The organism is Syntrophorhabdus sp., assembly GCA_012719415.1.
Taxonomy (GTDB): Bacteria; Desulfobacterota; Syntrophorhabdia; order Syntrophorhabdales; family Syntrophorhabdaceae; genus Delta-02.
Map to the genome: position 1 here is coordinate 20388 of JAAYAK010000328.1, position 21108 is coordinate 41495.

Consider the following 21108-nt stretch of genomic DNA (forward strand, 5'->3'; position numbering starts at 1 on the left):
CTTACCTCAGCTTCAGCGTGCTTAGCGCCAGGAGCCCCAGGATCACCGAGATGATCCAGAAGCGCACCACTATCTTTTCCTCGTTCCACCCCTTCAACTCGAAATGATGGTGGATGGGCGCCATGCGAAAGACCCTCTTGCCTCTCAGTTTGAAAGAGTAGACCTGGATGATGACGGAAAGCGTCTCCAGGACGAAGATCCCGCCGGCGATGACGAGGAGAAATTCCTGTTTGATGATGACGGCGATCGTCGCGAGCGCCGCTCCCAGGGAGAGCGAACCCGTGTCCCCCATGAAGAGCTCCGCCGGGTGGGCGTTGTACCAGAGGAACCCGATGCCGGCGCCGAGCATGGCCCCGCACAGGACCGTGAGCTCCCCGGCGCCCTTCACGTAGAATATCTGGAGGTATTGTGCGAAGATCACGTTGCCCACGAGATAGGAAAAGAGCATGAACGTGGAGCAGACGGTAAGGACGGGGCCGATGGCGAGGCCGTCGAGGCCGTCGGTCAGGTTCACGGCATTGGATGTCCCGGCGATGATGAATATGCACAGGGCGATGTAGAAGACGCCCAGATCGGGCCGGAGGTTCTTGAAGAAGGGAATGGTGAGCTGCGTGACGAACCCGTACTTGAAGAAGATGAGCGCGCCGATGCAGAGGCCGAAGAATATCTGCAGGGAGAGCTTCGTCCGTCCCGAGATGCCCTTCCCTTTTTCCCCTTTGAGCTTCTTCACATCGTCCATGAAGCCGATGGCCCCGAAGGACACCAGCGAGAAGCTGACGACCCATATGTAATAGTTGGCGAGGTCCGCCCAGAGGAGCGTCGGGATCATGGTGGCGATGAGGATAACGAACCCACCCATCGTCGGCGTCTCCTTCTTCGCCTCATGGCGGTCGGGGACGTCCTCGCGCTTGCCGCTGCTGATCTTCCAGTCATGGAACTTCCTGATCACGTATGGTGTGAGGATAAAGCTGATGATGAGCGCCGTGAGTATGGACAGGACGGCCCTGAAGGTTATGTACCGGAACACGTTGAACGCGGAAACCTTCATGTGAAGCTGGTAGAGGAGGTAATACAGCATTAGTTCAGCGCCTCCACGATCTCTTCCATCTTGAACGCCCGGGACCCTTTCACCAGGATGGTGTCTCCCGGTCCTGCCTGCGATGTCACGTAGCCGACGAGGTCCTCTTTGTTGTCGAAGTGCGCCGCCGGCGCGCCGCTGAGTTCGGCCATGGTGTCCTTCATCTCTTCACCGAGAAGGACGATGAGTCCGAGTCCGGCATGACCGAGGTATGTCCCGAGCTCCCTGTGATACCGGGAGCTTTCCTCGCCGAGTTCCTTCATCCCCCCGAGGATCGCAATCCGCTTCCCCGCCGCGGGCAGGGCGGCAAGGGTGCTTATGGCCCACCTCATCGACGAGGGGTTTGCGTTGTACGTGTCGTCGATGATAATGTAACCCTTCGAGCTCATCGCCGGCTGGAATCTCTTGTCGTAGGAAGCGAACTCTCCGATCGCCTCCGCGATGAGCGTCCCTTCGACCCCCATCGTCGACGCTATCGCGGCGGCGGCGAGGATGTTGTAAAGGTTGTGCCTGCCGAGCAGCGGTGTCCTGCCCTCTATGGTCTCTGCCGGGGAGGTGATGAGAACATCCGAGCCTTCCCAGCCGAGGTCCTTCCGGATGGTAAGGCGGAAGTCGGCTTCGTTGTCGATGCCGAAGGTGACGGCCGTCCTCTCCACATCGTGCCGGCGGCCGGCAATGCCGGGGTCGTCGATGTTGATGAATATCCTCCCGCCTTCCCTCGTGTACCGGAAGAGGTCGAGCTTTTCCTCGAGGATGCCCTCGAGCGACGTGAGCCCTTCAAGGTGAGAGGGGTTGACGTTCGTGATGAGGGAGGCGTCGGGATCGGTCGCCACGGCGAGCTTCCTTATCTCTCCGGGCGTGTTCGTGCCCAGCTCCAGGATACACATGTCGGGGTCCCCGGCAATGGAGAGGATGCTCATCGGCACGCCGATAAGGTTGTTCAGGTTCTTTTCGTTGAAGTGCACGCCGTAGCGTTTCTTCATCATGGCGGCGAGGATCTCCTTCGTCGTCGTCTTGCCGTTGCTTCCCGTGATGGAGATGACGGTGCCCGAAAGGCTGTCCCTCTTGAAGCGGGCGAGGTCGAGGAGGGCCTGGTTGGTGTCCTCCACGAGGATGACGGTCCCGCCGGCGTCCGCAAGCGACACGGGGCTGTCGGCGCGGCAGAGTGTTCCTCCCCCCGATCTTTTAAGTGCCGCACCGATGAAAGTGTGACCGTCAAAGGACTTGCCCAGGATAGGGATGAACAGCTCCCCTTTCCCGATCGTCCGGGAATCCGTCGAAATGGCCGTGAACACCTCCTTTTCCTTTTTCAGGACCGTTCCTCCCACCGCCTTCACGATATCCTCAAGTCGCCACACGGAGAGACTCCTCGATTACTTCGCGGTCGCTGAAGTGAAGGGTGGTTCCACCGATGATCTGGTAATCCTCATGCCCCTTGCCTGCAACAAGCACGACATCATCGGGTTTCGCCGCCCCGATGCCTTCAAAAATGGCCTCGCGCCTGTCCGGGATGATCCTCGCCGTCTTGCCTTCAAGACCCCGTCTGATGTCCTCGATGATCTTCATCGGGTCTTCGTTCCGCGGATTGTCGGAGGTGACGATCACCTCGTCGGCGAAGCGCGCGGCGATGGCGCCCATGAGGGGTCTCTTCACGACATCCCTGTTGCCCCCGCAACCGAAGACCACGATGAGCCTCCCTTTCTTGAGCCTTCCGAGCAGACTAAGGACATTTTCGAGCGCGTCCGGGGTGTGGGCGTAATCGACAAAGATGGAAATGCCTCTGTCGTTCGTCACCCGCTCCAGTCTTCCCGGGACGCCGCCCAGCCGTTCGATCCCTTCTTTTATCGCCTGGGGCGATATACCTGTGACATGGCCTGACAATGATGCGGCAAGGATGTTGGAGGCATTGAACATGCCGACTAAGGGTGAGACAATGGGGATCTTCTTCCCCGGTAGGGATAAGGTGAGTGTCAGGCCGTCGATGGTCTCGGAATAGCTCGACAGGCAGGCGTCAGCGAAACCCCGCGTGCTGTAGGAGAGCATCGTCACCGGTGAGGCGACCGCGAGGTCCCGTACGGAGGGATCGTCGATGTTCATTATGGCATATCTTCTCTTCTTCCTGCTCCTCGCGAGGTAGTCTTCGAAGAGAAGCCTTTTTGAGGCCCTGTAGCTCTCGAAATCGCCGTGATAATCGAGATGGTCGTGGGTGAGATTGGTGAACACGGCGACATCGAGGTCGATGCCTTCAACGCGCGACTGGTGGAGCGCGTGAGAGGAAACCTCCATGACCACGTGGGTTATCCCCGCGTCGAGCATGTCACGAAGGAGCGCGTTCGTCTCGCTGGCGCCGGGTGTGGTGTTGGGGGCCGCGAGCCTCCTGCCGGCGTAGCGGTAGGATATGGTGCCGATGACGCCGGGCCTCTTCCCCGCGGCATCGAGTATGGACTCTATCAGGTAGGTCGTCGTTGTCTTGCCGTTTGTCCCCGTGATGCCCGTGACATGCATCCTGCGGGAAGGTCGGCCGTAGAACTTCGATGCGGCCTCGCCGAGCGCCCGCGGGACATCTTCGACGCGAACGACGCACGTGAAGGGGCGATCGATGTCGCCGTCGGTGACCACGGCGCGCGCTCCCCTTTTCAGGGCGTCATCCATATACGCGCTGCTCGCGGAGGTGACGAAGAACAGGGACCCCTCGGAGACGCTCCGGGAGTCCTTCGTCACACCCGTTATCTCGAGGGATGTGTCGCCGGTCACGGCGGTCCTCTTCATGCCCCGTATGAGCTCGCTCAATTTCACTTCTTGTATGTCCTCCCGTAGAGAATGCACCGGGTATCCTTTTCAACCTTTTCCTGCGCCCTGGGGTGCTGGTCGGTGACGACACCTGACCCGTAGATGAGCACCGCCTGCCCTTTCGTCGATATCCTGTCGAGGGCCGCCCTCAGCGAAAGGCCGGTGAGGTCCGGCATCGTCCATGCGGTGCTGTCCCGGCCGGCTTCAGCCCTCTTTTGCTCGCGGACCTTCTCTATCGCGAACCCTCCGGCCTTGCGCGAGACCTCAAATCCCCCGCTGGAAAAGGGCATCAAAGGATCGAAGCTGTCGTCGACGTACTTGTTGTAGAGTGCCGCGAGAACCCTCTGGTCCACGCTGTATCCCGTGCCCGCCAGTGTGTCGAAGGTGAGCGACCTGTCCGGAAGCTGTATCCCTTCCCTCGCGAGGAAGGCATCCATGTTCTTCCTGCCGATGATCCGGGACAGGGTCCTCAAGCCATCCATATCCCTGTCTTTGAGGATCTCGAGGGGTTTCTTGAGATAGACCGGGGAGGCTTCCTCCGTCCCCTTGACAATGACCATACCGTCCTTTTCGATGATACCTTCTTTGATGGAATGGGCGATGATGGGAACGGCGATGAGGAGCGATGGTTCAAAAGAAAGGCCTCCCCCCGCAATGACCGGCGCCTGCCGGTCCGGTTCTTTCTGCGGCCCGGGAACGGCGACGTTCAGACTCCGGGGAGCCGTCTTCACTGATGTCTCGTAGGTCCTTTTCATGGAAAACCTGTCCTGAACGTTGAAAACCAGCGCGGCGTATGCGAGCCCGATAGATGCGCACACGAAAAACGCCTTCCTTATCGCCTGCTTGTTCATTTCAACACGAGAACCTCTTCCTCTTTCGGTTTTGTCAGTCCCAGGCGCTCCCTGGCCTTGAGCGCGAGGAGTCTCGATTGCGTGACGCCCGCCATCTCCGTTGTCAGTTTCTGGTGGTTCTGTCTCAGCTCGCGTTCCAGCGTGAGCGTCTCGATGAGGTCCTGCCGGGCGCGGTTGTGGGCGCTGACAAGAAAATAGCTGACAACGAGGACGAAGACCATGATGAATCCCAGGAAAAGAAAAGGCCTCACGCTCGAGAAGAGCGCGTCTCCCGACGACTCGATGTATACTCTCTTTGGTCTGCTCATAGTGCCCCCGTCAATTCTTTTCTGCGACGCGAAGCTTGGCGCTTCTTGCGCGCGGGTTGCTTCTTATCTCATCGGTTCCCGGCATGACGGCCTTTCGTGTCAGAACGGTCAGGGCCGAGTCCTCGCGAAAACGCTGTTTCACCATCCTGTCTTCCAGCGAATGGAACGTTATTATGCCTATCCTGCCGCCGGGGGTAAGGAGTTGAACGGCCGTGTCCATCCCTTCCGAAAGACTTCCCAGCTCGTCGTTCACGGCGATCCTGAGCGCCTGGAAGGTCTTCGTGGCGGGATGTATCTTGCCCGTCTTTCTCTTCACGGAGGCCACTATGGCGGCCAGCTCCCGCGCCGTGCGGATCCTGCCTTTCTTGCGGTTCTCGAAGATGGCCTTCGCGATCCTTCGCGATTGCCACTCTTCCCCGTATTCATAGAGGATCCGGGCGATCTCGTCCTGACGGAAGGAGTTGACGATCTCATATGCGGTGAGGACGTCCCTCGTGTCCATTCTCATGTCGAGTCCCTCGTCGTCGTTGAAGCTGAAGCCCCGCCCCGCAGCCAGCTGGTAGCTTGATATACCGAGATCGAAGAGGATGCCGTCCATGGACGTCACCCCGATCCCCCCCAGTATCTGCCTCAAGTCCCTGAAGTTCCCCCTCAGTAGTGTTACCCGGTCGCTATACCCTTTGAGGGTCACCTCTGCCCGGTCGAGTGCTTCTTTATCTCTATCAATACCGATGATATGTAATTGTCTGTATCTCTCCAGCAGGCCGATGGAATGTCCCGCTCCGCCAACGGTGGCATCGACGAAGACCTTGCATCCGGTGCCGATCAGGTTGTCACATACTTCCCTGGAAAGAACGGCTATGTGTTCACGGCCGATCAAAGGCCGAGTTCCGATACGATATCAGCTATCTGATCGGGGTCGGCGGTGGCCAGTTTGACCAGTTCCTCCCATTTCTCCTTTGCCCAGACCTCTATCTTCTTTCCCACACCGATGATGACGACATTCTTCTGTATGTGCGCGTCCGTTTTCAGCGCCTGGGGGATGAGGATCCTCCCCAGCTTGTCGATGGGGCACTCCGATGCCCCGGAGTAGAAGTAGCGCAAAAATGCCCTCGCCTCCTTTCGGATAGGGCCCGCGGCGGAAACCTTGTCCTGGATGGCGAGCCACTCCTGGTAGGGATAAGCGACGATACAGCCATCCAGGTTGGTGAGGATGAGCCTGAGGTCGTAACTCTGCCCGAGGGCCTCCCTGAACTTCGCCGGGATGCTTACCCTGCTCTTGTCGTCTATCGAGTATTCGTACCGTCCTGCGAACAATCTCCCACCTTTTTACACCTTTTACCACTTTAGTCATTTATACTTGTAACTCCATATCTTGTCAAGGTTTTTTTCCTCTATTTCCGCCGTCTCCCGCTTGCTTTCCGCGGCCGTCCCCGTCGGGTGTCAGAAGAGACGAGGCGGATGCTGACACAAATCTGTTGATAATTCGGCCCGCCTCAGGTAGTCTTTTAAGCCATCGTAAAATAATTCGGAGTGTTAATGAAGGTACCAATTACCCGCGAAGGCTATGAAGCGTTGAAGAAGGAGCATGAGAACATGCTTGCCGTGAAACGTCCCCAGATCCTCAAGGCCATTGAGGAGGCACGGGAGCACGGCGACCTCTCGGAGAACGCGGAATACGATGCCGCCAGGGAGGAATTCCAGTTTCTTCAGCAGCGGGTTGCCGAGATCGAGGAGCAGCTGAGAAATTCCGAGATCGTCGACGTGAGGAAAGGCGATGGAGAGACCGTGGAGTTTGGCTGTACCGTGACGCTCGTCAATCTCGACACCGATGAAGAATCCCTTTACAGGATCGTCGGTCCCTACGAATCGGACATCAAAAAGAACACGATATCGATCACTTCCCCCCTCGGCAGGGCCCTCATGGGCAAGTCCGTCGGCGACGAAGTGAACTTCAACGCCCCCGGCGGGCAAAGAACCTACGAGATAGTCAAAGTGGACTGAAGACAGTTCAAGGGTTCAAAAGTTCAAGAGCTCAAGAGTAGAGACAAGAGAAGAAACGGGCACCTGAAATACGCTACCCGGTCCTCCTGTTGACAACCGCCGTTCTTTCGCGATCTTTCCCTTGAACCCTTTTTTCAGATTCCGAAGGTCACGCTCATTACTTCTTCCAGGCTTGTTATCCCCTTCTCGACCTTTTTGAGGCCCGACTCGTAGAGCGTGGTCATGCCCAGTTTGCGCGCCGTCTCGCGCATGTTCTGGTAGGAGACGGTGTGGGTGATGAGGGATTTGAGTTCCTCCGAAGAGGACATTATCTCCGCGATCAGGGTCCGTCCCCGGTACCCGGTGTTGTTACAGGCGGGGCACCCCTTCGCGCGGTAGATCGTATCGGCATTGAGTTTCACGGAGCCCAGGTCCTTCGTGGCGGGCCTGTAGGCCTCCTTGCATTCCGGGCAGAGCTTCCTCACGAGCCTCTGGCCGACGACGGCCAGCACCGTCGGCGCGAGCAGGTAGGGTTCGACCCCGATATCGATGAGCCTCGTCACCGCCGACGGCGCGTCGTTGGTGTGAAGCGTGGAGAGCACGAGGTGGCCCGTCAGCGCCGAGCGGACGCAGATCTCCGCCGTCTCGAGGTCGCGGACCTCGCCGACGAGCATGATGTCGGGGTCCTGCCGCAGAAAGGCCCTCAGGGCCGACGCGAAGGTAAGCCCGATCTCGGGCTTGACCTGCACCTGGTTGATGCCGGCGAGCCGGTATTCGACGGGATCCTCGACGGTGAGGATGTTCTTCTCCGACGACCTGATCTCCTGGAGGATGGCGTAGAGCGTCGTCGATTTTCCGCTGCCCGTGGGGCCGGTGAGGAACACGACGCCGTAGGGACTGAAGATGGCCGACCGCAGCTTTGCGAGGTCCTCATCTTCGAAGCCCATCTCCGGGAGCTCGAAGACGACCCCCGTCCTGTCGAGTATGCGCAACACGACCTTCTCACCGTAGATGGTGGGTATCACGGAGACGCGAAGGTCAATGGTCCGGTCCTTGAGCTTGACCATGAACGTCCCGTCCTGGGGAAGCCGTTTCTCCGCTATGTCGAGGCCCGAGAGGATCTTTATACGTGAGACGATGGGAAGGTGGAGATGTTTCGGGGGCGGCGCCATTTCGTAAAGTTTGCCGTCTATGCGGTACCTCAGGGATATCTGGTCCTCGAAGGGCTCGATGTGGATATCAGAGGCCCGTTTATCGATCGCCTGCCAGAGCATGAGATCGACGAGCTTCACCACCGGGGCGGCCTTGGCGCGCTCGACGATACTCTCTATGCCCATGGAATCGTCCCGGGAGTCGGGCGATCTCAGATCGAGGCTTTTTACCGTGTGGCCGTGCTGCTGGAATTTCGGCGCGATCACCGTCGTATCGTAGAAACCCTCTATGGCGCGCAGTATATCCGACTTGGTCGCCACGACGGTGTTGATCTCGCAGCCGGTGATCTTCCTGAGTTCATCGATGAGCATCACGTCGAGAGGGTTGAACATGACGCAGGTAAAGACATTGCCGTCGCGGGAGAGGGGGAGGATGACGTTCCTCAGGGCAAACTGCTTCGGTATGAGCTTTCTGAGGTCCTGGTCGTCGGAGGGCCTCATGGAACCGTTCTGTGATGACAGGAGCGGGACATTGAACTCCTGCGACAGCGCGAACGCGACATCATCCTCCGGCATGAGTCCCCGGCTCACGAGCACCTCGCTGAGATATCCGCCGCGTGTCTTCAGGACCTCGAGGGCCGTGGCGAGCTCACCCGGAGGGATGAGCCTCTGGTCTGTCAGGAAGGCGGCCAGCCTTCCGTCGGGGGAGTCCTTCTTCAAGCGTGTCGTCATGCGTCTATTGTAAGAGAAAAGGGAGATAATGGCAAACCGAAAAAACGTCCCAGGTCGCAGGTCTCAAGTCTCAGGCGAGAACCGTGACAAGACCCGGGACGCGTGCTCATCGGGTAGAGTCCAGCGGGTGTCTATGGTTTTGAGAACCTGTGACTTGCGACCTGTGACCTGAAGCCTGTCTTACAGCTTCGGGCGGCTCACGTCTTCGGTCTTTCTGAACTTTCCCTTGAAGAAATCGATGATGCGGCCCGTGAAACCGGCCTTCGAGGCGGTACCGTCCAGGGAGGGGCCCTTTGGCGGTTGAAGGCTCACGTCCTCCGCCACCCCCGATTCCTCCTTGATGAGCCTGTCTATCTTTTGCCAGTCCACCTTGTCGGCAACGCTCCGGTTCTCGAGGAGCTTCGTGAGATGTCCCCTGATGGAACGGTATTTCCTGTACACGTCGGTGCGGACCTCGACGTAGGTCCTGCCGTCCGCAGTTTGTGCGATCTTCACCGGTTCGTAGATGATCTCCCCCTGCATGTTCACCTCAACGAGGGGGAAGAGCTGCTCGATGTGTTCCCTGAGCATCCGTATGCATCCATGGCTCATATACCTGTAGACACTCCCCGGCCAGATGGTCTCGTGGATGAGCACGGCCGGCAGCGACGTCTTGATGGCGTATTTCCCGAGCGGGTTCTTCGGGCCGGGGGGAACGGATTCTTCGACGGGTTTGCCCTTCAGCGCGTATTCGATCTGTATCGATTCCGGCACATACCATGTCGGGTCCTTCCTCTTCCCCGTTATCCGGAACTTGCCTTCCGGCGTCTTCCAGTCGCTGTAATCATTCTCGAAAATGGCCCCGAGCCCGACGGGAAGGGCCATCAGTTGCTTGTCCTGAAAGAAGTAAAGGGTTCTGTCGGGTATGTTGACTATGATGCCGTTGTCGATCATGCGGGGCACGATCTTGCGTGTGTTCAGTTTCAGGACGGTGCCTTCCGCAAGGGGCTGCTTCTCGTCGAGCCCGTTGTCACGGGCGATGTTCTTCCAGAAAACGCCGTATTTGGCGCCCAGGCGGTAAAGGTTGTCGCCCTTGCCCACGGTGTGGGTCACATCGCCGCCGATGATCATGTCTGCCGCCAGCGCCTGACCGGCAAAGAGAAGACAGAAGATGCAGAGCATCGTTTTCATTGATGTTTTCATAGGTATAACAGGAGGTTATTCTATTATACCTCGGGGAAATTGACAACAGAAAAAGTGAGAAATACAATGGGGCGGTCCATACATTTTTCTTGAAACGTCCCCGGGGTCATGCGTAAATTTAACCATGGCGCGCCTTGATGACGAAATTTTGCCCTTTTCATTCCACATGCTGGGGATCATCCACCGGGACAGGCGAAACGATGAGCTCCTCGCAAAATGGATCGATGTGCTGGCACCCGAAGTCATCACGCTGGAGTTGTCCCCCTACGGCCTTGCCTTCCGGCAGGCGATGGGAAAGGTCTACCGGAAAAGGATAGATGATATCCTTCGCTCCCTGCGGAGCGAAGGTCATTGCTGTTCGCCCGGGGATGTGGACGACCTTTACGCCTACGTGGATGTCCCACGCGAGTTCGCTATCGCCGACGGGTATTGCAGGCGGCGCGGCGCGCGCCTGTATCCTGTCGATATGGACTTTTTTTCCTGGACGAAGCTTCGGGGGATAGACGAGCTCACAAGTCCGGAAAACGTGGAGAAGAGCCTGACCTTCAGAGATCGCCCGGGTCGTACAACGGAGAATGTCCTGGCAAGCCTTTACTTCCGGTCGGGAGTCACCGCATTTTCATACACCGACGAGATGGCGCTGCGCGACGGGTATATGTGCCGCGGTATCGGAGTGCTTGCGAAACGTTTCAGCGGAAAGCGTTTCCTGCACATAGCCGGATGGCGGCATCTCGTGGACCCTCTCGGTCTCTACGCCCGATTCCAGCCTGTGAAGATATTCCCCTATGATTAAGCTCTTTGTCTTCGATCTGGGCAATGTGATCCTTCCCTTCGAACACCGGCAGATAGCGGTGAAGCTGCACGAGGCCTCGACCATCAAGGACCGTTTCACCCCCGACGACATCTTCCGGTATCTCTTCGACCGTGAGAAGGGATTCGTGAACGCATACGAGGAAGGCCGCCTGTCTTCGAAGGATTTCTACCGGAGGATCAAGGAGAGGTACAAACTTGAAATGGAGCCCGAAGAGTTCAAGGAGGCATGGAACGACATATTCGAGGAAGACCCGGCGGTCAGCGAGATCATCCTTTACCTCAAGGAAAGGGGATACCCCATCGTCCTTTTGAGCAATACGAACGAGCTCCATTTTTCCTATGTCATGGAGAGGTTTCCCATAATACACCATTTCGATGAATGGATACTTTCCTTCGAGGTGGGCGCGAAGAAACCGCAGGAGAAGATCTACAACATGATATTCGAGGCGCGGTCGCTGGAGCGGCACGAGGTGCTGTATATCGACGACATCCCCGAATACGTCGCGGCGGCCGCGGGCTACGGCATCCCCGGGATAGTCTTCAGGGAGGCCGCGGACGTCTGGAAGGTCATACGAGAGAATTGCGTATAGAAGAGGGGTGATAGTAATGGGTGATGGGTAATGGGCGGAAAGCCTCTTTTCCCATGACTATAACCCATGACCTTGTTTCCCAGGAGACCCATGCTTCCTTTTCCCGAGATAGACCCTGTCATTTTTAGAATCGGCCCTTTTGCCATGCGATGGTACGGGCTCATGTATATCCTGGGGTTTCTGGCCGGATACGGGCTTACCGTGTACCAGCTCCGCGGGGGCAGGAAGCCCGAGGTCCCCCGGGAGGCGGTGGACGACCTTTTCTTCTACCTTATTATAGGGCTCATCGTCGGCGCCCGCCTGGGATACGCGGTTTTCTACAATCTCCCGTTCTATATCGAGAACCCCCTCGAAATATTCATGGTCTGGCATGGCGGTATGTCCTTTCACGGGGGTCTCGCCGGCGCGTTCATCGCCAGCGTCATCATAATAATAAGGAAGAAGCTTCCCTTCCGCGCCACGGCGGACCTCGTTATCCCCGCGGCCCCCGTAGGGATCTGCCTGGGAAGGCTTGGAAACTTCATCAATGGTGAGCTCTTCGGTAAACCGGCCGATGTCCCCTGGGCCATGGTCTTTCCCCACGGCGGCCCGGTTCCCCGCCATCCCTCGCAGCTTTACGAGGCCTTCTTCGAGGGACTGCTCCTTTTCGTCATCCTCTGGTTCTACAAGGACAGGAAAAAGCGAGAGGGCGATGTCTTTGCGCTCTTTCTCATCCTCTACGGTCTGTTCAGGACCTTCTGCGAGTTCTTCAGGCTCCCCGACGTGCAACTCGGCTCCGTCCTTGGTCCCTTCAGCATGGGCCAGGTCCTGAGCCTCATCATGGTCCTCATCGGCATTGGATTGAAGTTTTTCCTCTTTCCCCTGCTGGAGCGACGAAAGAACAGTTAGAAACAGTTCCAGGTTTCAAGTCTCAGGCAAAGGAGAGAGGCCTGATCGTCCTGTTTCTAACCTGAAACCTGAAACCTGTAACTGTTTCTAGAGCCTTTCCACCAGGCCCGTGTCGATGTCGTAGTAGAGGGGGATGACCGCTATCTTTCCCTCGTTCACCATCTTCTCCAGCATTGGTTTCGATGACGCGATGGTTGCGGTGACGAGTTTTGCGTTCTCCCTGATGGCGTTGTCGATGAGGTCGCCGGGTTGTGCCCTGACGTTGTCAAGGGCGGGGAGAATGGCACTGGCGATGCTGCCGATGTGGCCGTGGGTCTCGCCGCCTTGCGCTGTCGCCGTCACGGCGCCGCACTTGGAATGGCCGAGGACGACGACGAGAGGAGTGCCGAGGTGGTCGACGGCGTACTCGATGCTCCCGAGAGCAATGTCATCGACGATGTTGCCGGCAAGCCTGATGATGAAGAGGTCACCGATGCCCTGATCGAAGAGGATCTCGGGAGGGATGCGGGAATCGGAGCATCCGACGATGACGGCAAAGGGCCTCTGGCCGGCCTTGACCTCGTCGCGGCGGGCCCGGTCCTGGTTGGGGTGTGTTTGTTTCATGGCGGCGAAACGCTCGTTGCCGTCGAGAAGGGTCTGCAGTGCGTCGTTGATTCGGGAATCCTTGGCCATAATAGTTCCCCCTGGTTTTTTAGAAAGTATCATAATGGATTTATGCGTCTTCATCAAGCTAAAAGGCCGCGGTGGCTGTGGGTGCTTCAAGGCCTACAAGTATTGTGAAAAGATTAACAAAATTTTATTGACATCACCACCCGGCGCGTTTAAAATAGTCTGTTCAATAAGCTAAATACGGGTAGCTTAAGCTTAAATACGGGCAGCTTCATTTAAAATCAATAAGGAGGTTATGTATGGCAGACGCAACAGAAGAAACCAGATTGTATCCACCCCTTAAGGAATTCGTCGACCAGGCCTACGTGAAGAGCCGCGATGAATACGAAAAGATGTGGAAACAGTCCATTCAGGACCCGGAAACATTTTGGGGCGGCATCGCGAAAGAGCTCCACTGGTTCAAACCGTGGCTGAAGGTCAACAGGGAAGACTTCGCGAAGGGTGAAGTGGAATGGTTCATCGGTGGCAAGACCAACATCGCCTACAACTGCCTCGATGCCCAGGTCGAGAAGGGTAAGGGCGACAAGGTCGCCATCCTCTTCCAGGGCGAGCCGGAAGACGATGTCGTGAAACTGACGTACAAGGAAATGCTTTCCATGGTTTCCAAGTTCGCCAACGTGTTGAAGAAGAAAGGCGTCCGCAAGGGCGACAGGATTGCCATCTACCTGCCCATGATCTGGCAGCTTCCCGTTGTCATGCTCGCATGCGCAAGGATAGGTGCTGTCCATACGATCGTTTTCGGCGGGTTCTCCGCTGAGGCGCTCCGCGACAGGATCCTCGACGCCGGCGCAAAGATGCTCATCACGACGAACGGCTACTGGCGTTCCGGCAAGACCGTCAGTTCCAAGGCGAACGCCGATAAGGCCTGCGATCTGTGTCTTGAGCAGGGCCACACCGTGGACAAGGTTGTCGTCGTCAAGAGACTCGACAACTTCGACGTCCCGATGAAGGCCGGCCGCGACACCTGGTTCGAGGAAGAACTGGCAGCGGCCGACATCACGGACGCCTGCCCCGCCGAGATGATGGACGCGGAAGACCCGCTGTTCATTCTCTACACGTCAGGTTCAACGGGCAAGCCGAAGGGTGTTCTCCACACCGTCGGCGGCTACATGGTCTACGTTTATTCAACATTCAAATACATCTTTGATTACAAAGATAAAGACGTTTTCTTCTGCACCGCCGACATCGGCTGGGTAACGGGCCACAGCTACATCGTCTACGGTCCGATGTGCAACGGCGCGACCTCGATCGTTTTCGAGTCCGTCCCGACATTCCCGAACCCCGACAGGTTCTGGCAGATCGTCGAGAAATTCAAGGTCAGCACCTTCTACACCGCCCCGACAGCCATCAGGGCCCTCATGAAAGAAGGCGAGAAGTGGCCGCAGGGCAGGAACCTCTCCTCCCTGAGACTCCTCGGTTCAGTCGGCGAGCCGATCAACCCCGAGGCGTGGCTGTGGTACCACAAGTATATCGGCGCAGAGAAATGCCCCATCGCCGACACCTGGTGGCAGACGGAGACAGGCGGCATCCTCATCACCTCTCTTCCTGGCGCGTGGCCGGGAAAGCCGGGCTACGCGACGCTTCCATTCTTCGGCGTTGACGCCCGCGCGCTCCAGTCACGCCCCGACGCCAGCAAACCTGCGGTGGACGCGCCCATGAACGAGCAGGGCGAGCTCTGCATCGGCAGGTCATGGCCTGGCATGATGAGAGGCGTTTTCGGCGAACCTGAAAGATTCTTCAATACCTACTTCGTCCAGCAGCCGGGATTCTACTTCTCCGGTGACGGTGCGTTGAAGGACGAGAACGGCTACTTCAGACTGATGGGCCGTATCGACGACGTCGTCAACGTATCCGGTCACAGGATGGGAACCGCAGAGGTCGAGGCAGCCCTCAACTCCTTCAACACGGCAGTCGCGGAATCCGCGGTTGTCGGCTTCCCGCACGAAGTCAAGGGCGAGGACCTTTACGCATACATCATCCTGAAGACAGGCGTTGAGGGAACGGATGCTCTGAAGAAAGAGCTCGTTGCCCACGTCAGGAAAGAGATCGGCCCCATCGCATCACCGGGCAAGATCCAGTTCGTACCCGGTCTGCCGAAGACACGCTCCGGCAAGATCATGAGAAGGATCCTGAGAAAGGTCGCCTCCGGCGAGATCGATCAGCTCGGCGATACCACCACGCTGGCAGATCCGTCAGTTGTCGACGAGATCGTAAAGGGCAGGCAGTAAGACCGGCCCGCCTTCTTGAAAGGCAATGCGAGGCCCCCGGGATCATACCCGGGGGCTTCTTTTTGTGAGGGCAGTCCATGGACGAGAGAGACTTGTCAACCTTCGGCGGCACCTGCCGGCTGAGCACGACGGAAGCGTATCACAGACAGGAGATCGACGGTCTGGGGTGGGAGCTGACCGTCTGCAATTCCCTCCATCCCGCCGGTACGCCGATGCGCCGGGTCCTCGAGAAGGATGCTTCCTACGGGCATCTGCTCTATGACCATCTCAGCTGTTTCATGCCCCTCATGGACATGACGTCCATCCTCGAGATCGGAGCCGGCTACGGCTACCTTATGAAGGATTTCCTGGAGAGGAACCCCGGATTGCGTCCCTGTCTCATGGACATCTCACCGGCGCTCCTCGGGAAACAGCGGGAGACGCTGGCCGGTCACGATGTATCCTACGTGCTGCAGGATGCCCTGGAGGCGGACGCCGCAACCCTTCAGCGCTTCGAGCTGGTGATCCTCAACGAGAACCTCGGTGACTTTCCGACGGCGGTGGACGTGGACCAACGGGTCTTCGAGGACCGGGAGGGAGCCGGTGACCTGCCCTGGAGGATATGCCGTCTCTTTGACACCTACAACCTCGAGATATCGCAGACTCCCTTCAACGTCAACCTCGGGGCTCTGGAGATGGTCGAGAAGCTCTGTTCTTCAGAGGTGCCCCGCATCTTCATAGGGGAACACAGCTGTGAAGCGGCCCTTCCTCCGGCCCTTAAGCCGTACATGCCCCTCGCGTTCGACGGCAACCCCCGGCGCATCCGCTTAAAGGGCCACGACGAATACACCATCAAGTTCTCCCACCTGCGCCGCATAGCCGAATATTACGGCTACAGGACCGTCCGCGGCCCCTTTGCCGACTACATCGTGCCCAACATCACGGAGGAGTTGAAGGCGATCCTTGCCACGAGGGGCCTCTACAGCGACTCCGAAGAGATGATCTACCACTTCATCGGCGACCTGTACGAGTATGAGTACCTGGTGATGGTGAAGGAAGAGGACGGGGGATGATAGGGGACAGGGAGGAGTTGAGGGCGAGGGGGTTATAGCAAAAAAAGAGGCATGTTGCCATGCCTCTTTTGTTTAGCGCTTTGTGAGCCTACTTTGCCTTCGGCGGCCTGAGGAGGAAGAACGCGACGAAGATGCCCACTATGCTGAGTATCAGGGTGGGCCAGAAGGCTGCCGTGTAGCTTCCGAAGGTGTCTTTCGCCATACCGGAAATGATGCCGCCGACGATGGCGCCGAGACCGTAGGCGCTGAAGACGATGCCGTATTTCTGCGCGTACCCCTCAAGACCGAAGAAGGACGCCGTGCTGGCCGGGCCGATGGCGAGCCAGCCGCCAAGGGTGAGCCAGAAACCGCAGAAGGCAACGGCGAAGATAGCCACGGAACCCTTGCCGGCGCCGAGCATCATGAGGGAGGATACGCCTATGATGACAAAGGTGACAATGGCTGCGTACCGGGGCGTGATCTTGTCCGCCAGGGAGCCGAAGATGGGTCTGCCTATACCATTGAATATGGCAAATATGGAGACAAGGAACGCCGCGGTGCCGACATCGAGGCCGATGACCTCACCACCTACCGTTGCCGAGACGCCTATTGCCATAAGACCGGCGGTCGTACCGAAGAGATAGCAGATCCAGAGGCCGTAGAAGCTCGATGTCGCCAGCATGCCGCCCGGGGTGATGGCGCTGGCGCCGCCGCCCGTGGCCTGGGGAGGGTTCCATCCTGCCGGTTTCCATCCTGCCGGCGGGAACTTCATGAACATGGACAGGATGACGGTGACAACGAGAAACCCGGCACCCATGTAAAGAAACGTGTTGAGAGGTCCCGAAGATGCGATGAGGGACTTGGCCAGCGGCGCCGTGATGAAGGCGGAGCCTCCAAAGCCGAGCAGGGCGAGACCGACGGCGAGGCCCTTTCTGTCAGGGAACCATTTCGTGCAGACAGAGACCGGCCCGCCGTACACGAGGCCAACGCCCGCGCCGCCGATGATTCCGTACGTGATCGAGACCATGGTGATGCTGCCGGAGAATTTCGCCAGCATCCATCCCAAACCGACGATGACGCCACCGACGATCATGACGATCCGGGGGCCGAGCTTATCGATGAACCGGCCTGCCAGGAACGTGAAAAGGGCAAAGATGGCTATGAAGACCATGAAAGGCATGTTGCCCTGCTTTGCTGTTGCCTGAAACAGCTTTTCCAGTGGTCCTTTGAACACACTGTATGCGTAGACAGCTCCAAGGCACAGGTTGATGATCATGCCAAGGACCACGAACACCCACCTCCCGGCGTTCGCGGACATACCAAAGACCTTCGCGTTATCCGACATATACCTACCTCCCCTGATTTGAATAAATGCGCTTATCCCCTATTTTAAACGAATATGCTGAAAACTAGTATACCGGATGAATGATGTCAAGGATTTTCTGTGCCATAGTTCACAAGGTTTACGGGCCAGTCGTCGCCTGTTCTGCCTTCCCCCGGGGCATTTCGAAAAAAATATTTCGCTTTTTTCTTCCGTTATTTCGATTAGTTACAAATTTCTGACGAAACTGATGCCTCATGTTTCCCGTTTTTTGCGATTTTTCCGATCCTCACACCCCGGCGAAGAGCGGGTCTTTTCTTGAAGGGAATCCAAAAAAGTCTTGACATTAAAAGAGGTAATCGTTTAATATAGCACTGCTTTTTACGCCAGTTATGACCTATATCCCGTCATGATGAGGGATTATTTTTTTGGAGGTATTGATGCCTACTATTAACCAATTAGTGAGGCTTGGGAGAGAAGCCGTCAAAAAGAAGAGCTCATCTCCCGCCCTGACAAACTGCCCGCAGAAAAGGGGGGTTTGCGTCAGGGTCTATACGACGACGCCGAAGAAACCGAACTCGGCATTGAGGAAGGTTGCCCGTGTGAGGCTTACGAACAGCATCGAGGTGACGACATACATCCCCGGCATCGGCCACAATCTGCAGGAGCACTCCGTTGTCCTCATAAGGGGCGGCAGGGTAAAAGACCTTCCCGGTGTCCGTTACCACATCATCAGGGGATCGCTCGATGCCAGCGGTGTCGCGAACAGGAAGAAGAGCAGGTCCAAGTATGGGGCAAAGAAGCCGAAACAATAAGGGAGCATAAGAAATGCCACGCAAAGGACACATATCGAAACGGGAGAAACTGCCCGATCCCAAGTACAATGACATGATGGTTCAGAGGCTCATCAACTGTGTGATGCTCGACGGCAAGAAAAGCACGGCCTCGGGGATCGTATACGGCGCGATAAACCTCATCGAAGAGCGGCTCAAAGAGGAAGGTCTCAAGGTTTTCCACAAGGCCCTCGACAACATCAAGCCGGAGATCGAGGTCAAGGCGAGACGTGTCGGCGGCGCTACCTACCAGGTACCTGTGGAGGTGCGGCTCAACAGAAAACTCTCCCTCGGCATACGATGGCTTATCCGCTATTCCCGTGCACGTTCAGAAAAGACGATGATGGAGAGGCTTGCGGGTGAACTGATCGACGCTTACAACAACAAGGGAAGCGCGGTCAAGAAAAGAGAGGACACCCACAAGATGGCCGAGGCCAACAAGGCATTCGCCCACTACAGGTGGTAACAGGTTTACAATGAACAATCGGGTCAGAAACGTAGGGATCATGGCGCACATCGACGCGGGCAAGACGACCGCGACGGAGCGGATCCTTTTCTATACCGGCGTCAACAACAGGATAGGGGAAGTTGACGACGGGGCGGCAACGATGGACTGGATGGAAGAAGAGAAGGAACGGGGCATCACCATCACCGCCGCCGCGACCACCTGCTTCTGGCGCGACCATCGCATCAATATTATAGACACTCCGGGACATATCGATTTCACCATCGAGGTCGGCAGGTCGCTGCGCGTCCTTGACGGGGCGGTTGCTCTCTTTTCGGGTGTCGAGGGCGTCGAGCCGCAGTCGGAGACCGTCTGGAGACAGGCGGACCGATACGGTGTTCCCCGTATCGGCTTCATCAACAAGATGGACAGGCCCGGCGCGGACTTCGACAAGTGCACCGGCATGATGCGCGACATCCTCCGGGCAAACCCGCTCGCGCTCCAGGTACCTCTCAAGAACGGCGACGAGTTCATAGGTGTCATCGACATCATCACCGAGAAGATGATGAGGTACGACAGGGACCGTCTGGGTCTCGACTGTGCCGATGAAGAGGTTCCGGAGGAATACAGGGACAAGGTCCATTCCCTGAGGGAGGCGATGTTCGAAAGCCTTGCCGAGATCGACGACCACATAATGACACGCTACCTCGAAGGCGGCGACATAGACGTCGATACGGTCAAGAGCGCCATCAGAAAGGGGACGCTCGAAGGGAGGATACTCCCTGTCCTGTGTGGCAGCGCTTTCAAGAACAAAGGCATTCAGCCGCTCCTCGACGCCATCGTCGATTACCTCCCCTCCCCGGATGATGTGTCGCCCTATCAGTGCTGGACGGGGGAAGGACAGGAACTGAGCCTCAAGGGAACCGCCGACGAGCCCATGAGCGCGCTCGTCTTCAAGATAATGACCGATCCTTTCGTAGGCCACTTGAGTTATATCCGGGTCTATTCCGGCGAGATCAAGGCGGGCGATACCATTACTAATACCTCCCGGGACAGATCGGAGCGCGTGGGGAGGATCCTGAGGCTCCACGCGAACAAGCGCGAAGAGGTGAAGAGGGTCAGCGCCGGCGATATCTGCGCCGTCGTGGGGCTCAAGAACGCGGTGACCGGCGATACGCTGGTATCCATTGGACACGACGTCGTCTTCGAGACCATCGAGATCCCGTCACCCGTGCTGTCCTGCGCGATCGCGCCGAAGAAGAAAGACGACCTGAAGAAAATGTGGCTCGTGTTCAACAAGTACACCGTTGAAGACCCGTCGTTGACAGTGAGGCTCGATGGCGAGACAGGCGAGGTGATCCTGTCGGGGATGGGCGAGCTCCATCTCGAGATCATCATGGACAGGGCCAGGAGGGAGCACAATCTTGAGATGGTGACGTCACCGCCCCAGGTCGCCTATCGTGAGACCATCACGAGGCCTGCCTCGGCGGTGGGGAAATATATCAAGCAGTCCGGCGGCCGCGGCCAGTATGGTCACGTCGTCATCAACATCGCGCCCCACGACGGCTCGGAGCTCGTCTTCGAGAACAAGATCATCGGCGGCGCCATCCCGAGGGAGTATATAGGCAGCGTCGAAACGGGCATCAGGGAAGCGCTGGAAAAGGGCGTCTATCTGGGCTATCCTGTCATCAACGTCAAGGTGGAATTGACAGACGGGTCCTTCCACGACGTCGACTCTTCCGAGCTGGCATTCAAGCTCGCCGGGTCCATCGCGGTGAAGGAAGCGGTATCGAAGGCAAACCCGGTCATCCTTGAACCCATTATGAAGGTCGACATCCATTGTCCGCCTGAGTCGATGGGTGCCGTGATCGGGGACGCGACGTCGCGCAGGGGCAGGGTCCTCGAGGTGGACGAACGCAGCGGTTTCAAACACGTCCTGGCCCACATTCCTCTCGACGAGATGTTCGGATACACGACGCAGCTCCGGTCGCTGACTCAGGGACGCGGCTATTCCAGCATGGAGTTCTTTCACTACCATCCCGTACCATCCAACATATTACAGAATCTAAAAAGAAAAGATAAATTCGCCACGGAGGTCCTCTATGGGTAAGAAAAAGTTTGAACGGACGAAACCACATGTGAACATAGGAACCATCGGACATATAGATCACGGGAAGACCACCCTCACGAGCGCCATCACGAGGTGTCTTTCCAA

21 protein-coding genes are annotated in these 21108 nt (G+C 57.5%); 10 read left to right on the forward strand and 11 right to left on the reverse strand.

The features are described from left to right. Position 1: 1 nt before the first annotated feature. Genes GXX82_18405 through mraZ form a run of 7 tightly spaced genes read right to left on the reverse strand, consistent with a single transcriptional unit; the run spans position 2 to position 6344 of the window. Complete coding sequence (locus GXX82_18405; protein ID NLT25010.1) at positions 2 to 1078, reverse strand: phospho-N-acetylmuramoyl-pentapeptide-transferase; 1077 nt, start codon at positions 1076 to 1078, stop codon at positions 2 to 4. Continuing rightward, positions 1078 to 2436 (reverse strand): UDP-N-acetylmuramoyl-tripeptide--D-alanyl-D-alanine ligase, encoded by a 1359-nt coding sequence (locus GXX82_18410; GenBank protein NLT25011.1) that lies wholly within the window; start codon positions 2434 to 2436, stop codon positions 1078 to 1080. The genes GXX82_18405 and GXX82_18410 overlap by 1 nt, the downstream gene beginning before the upstream one ends. Further along, complete coding sequence (locus tag GXX82_18415; GenBank protein NLT25012.1) at positions 2423 to 3874, reverse strand: UDP-N-acetylmuramoyl-L-alanyl-D-glutamate--2,6-diaminopimelate ligase; 1452 nt, start codon at positions 3872 to 3874, stop codon at positions 2423 to 2425. Before GXX82_18415 ends, GXX82_18410 begins: the two co-directional genes overlap by 14 nt. After that, positions 3871 to 4719 carry a hypothetical protein gene (locus GXX82_18420; protein NLT25013.1) on the reverse strand — a complete coding sequence of 283 codons (849 nt, stop codon included), beginning with the start codon at positions 4717 to 4719 and terminating at the stop codon, positions 3871 to 3873. The genes GXX82_18415 and GXX82_18420 overlap by 4 nt, the downstream gene beginning before the upstream one ends. Next, a complete protein-coding gene (locus tag GXX82_18425) occupies positions 4716 to 5027 on the reverse strand; it encodes a hypothetical protein (GenBank protein NLT25014.1) in 312 nt (103 codons plus the stop codon). The genes GXX82_18420 and GXX82_18425 overlap by 4 nt, the downstream gene beginning before the upstream one ends. 10 nt (positions 5028 to 5037) lie before the next feature. Beyond that, positions 5038 to 5904, reverse strand: a complete 867-nt coding sequence (gene rsmH, locus GXX82_18430) for a 16S rRNA (cytosine(1402)-N(4))-methyltransferase RsmH (GenBank protein NLT25015.1) — start codon at positions 5902 to 5904, stop codon at positions 5038 to 5040. Beyond that, complete coding sequence (gene mraZ, locus GXX82_18435) at positions 5904 to 6344, reverse strand: division/cell wall cluster transcriptional repressor MraZ (protein NLT25016.1); 441 nt, start codon at positions 6342 to 6344, stop codon at positions 5904 to 5906. Before mraZ ends, rsmH begins: the two co-directional genes overlap by 1 nt. A gap of 222 nt (positions 6345 to 6566) precedes the next feature. Here mraZ and greA point away from each other — a divergent pair, with 222 nt between their 5' ends. Further along, positions 6567 to 7031 carry a transcription elongation factor GreA gene (gene greA, locus GXX82_18440; protein NLT25017.1) on the forward strand — a complete coding sequence of 155 codons (465 nt, stop codon included), beginning with the start codon at positions 6567 to 6569 and terminating at the stop codon, positions 7029 to 7031. 134 nt (positions 7032 to 7165) lie between these two features. On the opposite strand, the gene tadA is transcribed toward greA, so the two are convergent. Together tadA and GXX82_18450 are read right to left on the reverse strand one after the other, a co-directional pair. Beyond that, complete coding sequence (gene tadA / locus GXX82_18445) at positions 7166 to 8893, reverse strand: Flp pilus assembly complex ATPase component TadA (protein ID NLT25018.1); 1728 nt, start codon at positions 8891 to 8893, stop codon at positions 7166 to 7168. 180 nt (positions 8894 to 9073) lie between these two features. After that, positions 9074 to 10063, reverse strand: a complete 990-nt coding sequence (locus GXX82_18450; GenBank protein NLT25019.1) for a L,D-transpeptidase family protein — start codon at positions 10061 to 10063, stop codon at positions 9074 to 9076. A 160-nt stretch (positions 10064 to 10223) separates the two neighbouring features. On the opposite strand from GXX82_18450, the gene GXX82_18455 reads away from it, so the two are divergent. The 3 genes from GXX82_18455 (at position 10224) to GXX82_18465 (ending at position 12366) form a co-directional block, all read left to right on the forward strand. Beyond that, positions 10224 to 10868: a hypothetical protein gene (locus GXX82_18455; GenBank protein NLT25020.1), complete on the forward strand. Its 645-nt coding sequence runs from the start codon at positions 10224 to 10226 to the stop codon at positions 10866 to 10868. Continuing rightward, positions 10861 to 11478, forward strand: coding sequence for an HAD family phosphatase (locus GXX82_18460; GenBank protein NLT25021.1), 618 nt, complete (start codon positions 10861 to 10863; stop codon positions 11476 to 11478). Before GXX82_18455 ends, GXX82_18460 begins: the two co-directional genes overlap by 8 nt. A gap of 90 nt (positions 11479 to 11568) precedes the next feature. Next, on the forward strand, positions 11569 to 12366 hold the full coding sequence (locus tag GXX82_18465; protein ID NLT25022.1) for a prolipoprotein diacylglyceryl transferase: 798 nt from the start codon (positions 11569 to 11571) through the stop codon (positions 12364 to 12366). Between the two features lie 87 nt (positions 12367 to 12453). Here GXX82_18465 and GXX82_18470 read toward each other — a convergent pair whose 3' ends face one another. After that, positions 12454 to 13038 (reverse strand): carbonic anhydrase, encoded by a 585-nt coding sequence (locus GXX82_18470; GenBank protein NLT25023.1) that lies wholly within the window; start codon positions 13036 to 13038, stop codon positions 12454 to 12456. A gap of 236 nt (positions 13039 to 13274) precedes the next feature. On the opposite strand from GXX82_18470, the gene acs reads away from it, so the two are divergent. Together acs and GXX82_18480 are read left to right on the forward strand one after the other, a co-directional pair. Then, positions 13275 to 15263 (forward strand): acetate--CoA ligase, encoded by a 1989-nt coding sequence (gene acs, locus GXX82_18475; GenBank protein ID NLT25024.1) that lies wholly within the window; start codon positions 13275 to 13277, stop codon positions 15261 to 15263. A gap of 77 nt (positions 15264 to 15340) precedes the next feature. Beyond that, positions 15341 to 16315 (forward strand): class I SAM-dependent methyltransferase, encoded by a 975-nt coding sequence (locus GXX82_18480; GenBank protein ID NLT25025.1) that lies wholly within the window; start codon positions 15341 to 15343, stop codon positions 16313 to 16315. Positions 16316 to 16403: 88 nt separating this feature from the next. On the opposite strand, the gene GXX82_18485 is transcribed toward GXX82_18480, so the two are convergent. After that, on the reverse strand, positions 16404 to 17639 hold the full coding sequence (locus tag GXX82_18485; GenBank protein ID NLT25026.1) for an OFA family MFS transporter: 1236 nt from the start codon (positions 17637 to 17639) through the stop codon (positions 16404 to 16406). 416 nt (positions 17640 to 18055) lie between these two features. Between GXX82_18485 and GXX82_18490 the strand changes: the two genes are divergently transcribed. The 4 genes from GXX82_18490 to GXX82_18505 all read left to right on the forward strand — a co-directional run. After that, complete coding sequence (locus GXX82_18490; protein NLT25027.1) at positions 18056 to 18430, forward strand: 30S ribosomal protein S12; 375 nt, start codon at positions 18056 to 18058, stop codon at positions 18428 to 18430. 13 nt (positions 18431 to 18443) lie between these two features. Next, complete coding sequence (gene rpsG, locus GXX82_18495) at positions 18444 to 18914, forward strand: 30S ribosomal protein S7 (protein ID NLT25028.1); 471 nt, start codon at positions 18444 to 18446, stop codon at positions 18912 to 18914. Positions 18915 to 18924: 10 nt separating this feature from the next. After that, positions 18925 to 21003, forward strand: coding sequence for an elongation factor G (gene fusA, locus GXX82_18500; protein ID NLT25029.1), 2079 nt, complete (start codon positions 18925 to 18927; stop codon positions 21001 to 21003). Then, a partial coding sequence (locus GXX82_18505; protein ID NLT25030.1) for a hypothetical protein occupies positions 20996 to 21108 on the forward strand: 113 nt, incomplete at its 3' end. The genes fusA and GXX82_18505, both read left to right, overlap by 8 nt.

Bases quoted from the DNA above. Each gene is read 5' to 3' on its own strand.
- GXX82_18405 (NLT25010.1), bottom strand. From the start codon at position 1,078: ATGCTGTATTACCTCCTCTACCAGCTTCACATGAAGGTTTCCGCGTTC.
- GXX82_18420 (NLT25013.1), bottom strand. From the start codon at position 4,719: ATGAACAAGCAGGCGATAAGGAAGGCGTTTTTCGTGTGCGCATCTATC.
- GXX82_18425 (NLT25014.1), bottom strand. From the start codon at position 5,027: ATGAGCAGACCAAAGAGAGTATACATCGAGTCGTCGGGAGACGCGCTC.
- greA (NLT25017.1), top strand. From the start codon at position 6,567: ATGAAGGTACCAATTACCCGCGAAGGCTATGAAGCGTTGAAGAAGGAG.
- tadA (NLT25018.1), bottom strand. From the start codon at position 8,893: ATGACGACACGCTTGAAGAAGGACTCCCCCGACGGAAGGCTGGCCGCC.
- GXX82_18450 (NLT25019.1), bottom strand. From the start codon at position 10,063: ATGAAAACGATGCTCTGCATCTTCTGTCTTCTCTTTGCCGGTCAGGCG.
- GXX82_18460 (NLT25021.1), top strand. From the start codon at position 10,861: ATGATTAAGCTCTTTGTCTTCGATCTGGGCAATGTGATCCTTCCCTTC.
- GXX82_18465 (NLT25022.1), top strand. From the start codon at position 11,569: ATGCTTCCTTTTCCCGAGATAGACCCTGTCATTTTTAGAATCGGCCCT.
- GXX82_18470 (NLT25023.1), bottom strand. From the start codon at position 13,038: ATGGCCAAGGATTCCCGAATCAACGACGCACTGCAGACCCTTCTCGAC.
- acs (NLT25024.1), top strand. From the start codon at position 13,275: ATGGCAGACGCAACAGAAGAAACCAGATTGTATCCACCCCTTAAGGAA.
- GXX82_18480 (NLT25025.1), top strand. From the start codon at position 15,341: ATGGACGAGAGAGACTTGTCAACCTTCGGCGGCACCTGCCGGCTGAGC.
- GXX82_18485 (NLT25026.1), bottom strand. From the start codon at position 17,639: ATGTCGGATAACGCGAAGGTCTTTGGTATGTCCGCGAACGCCGGGAGG.
- GXX82_18490 (NLT25027.1), top strand. From the start codon at position 18,056: ATGCCTACTATTAACCAATTAGTGAGGCTTGGGAGAGAAGCCGTCAAA.
- rpsG (NLT25028.1), top strand. From the start codon at position 18,444: ATGCCACGCAAAGGACACATATCGAAACGGGAGAAACTGCCCGATCCC.
- fusA (NLT25029.1), top strand. From the start codon at position 18,925: ATGAACAATCGGGTCAGAAACGTAGGGATCATGGCGCACATCGACGCG.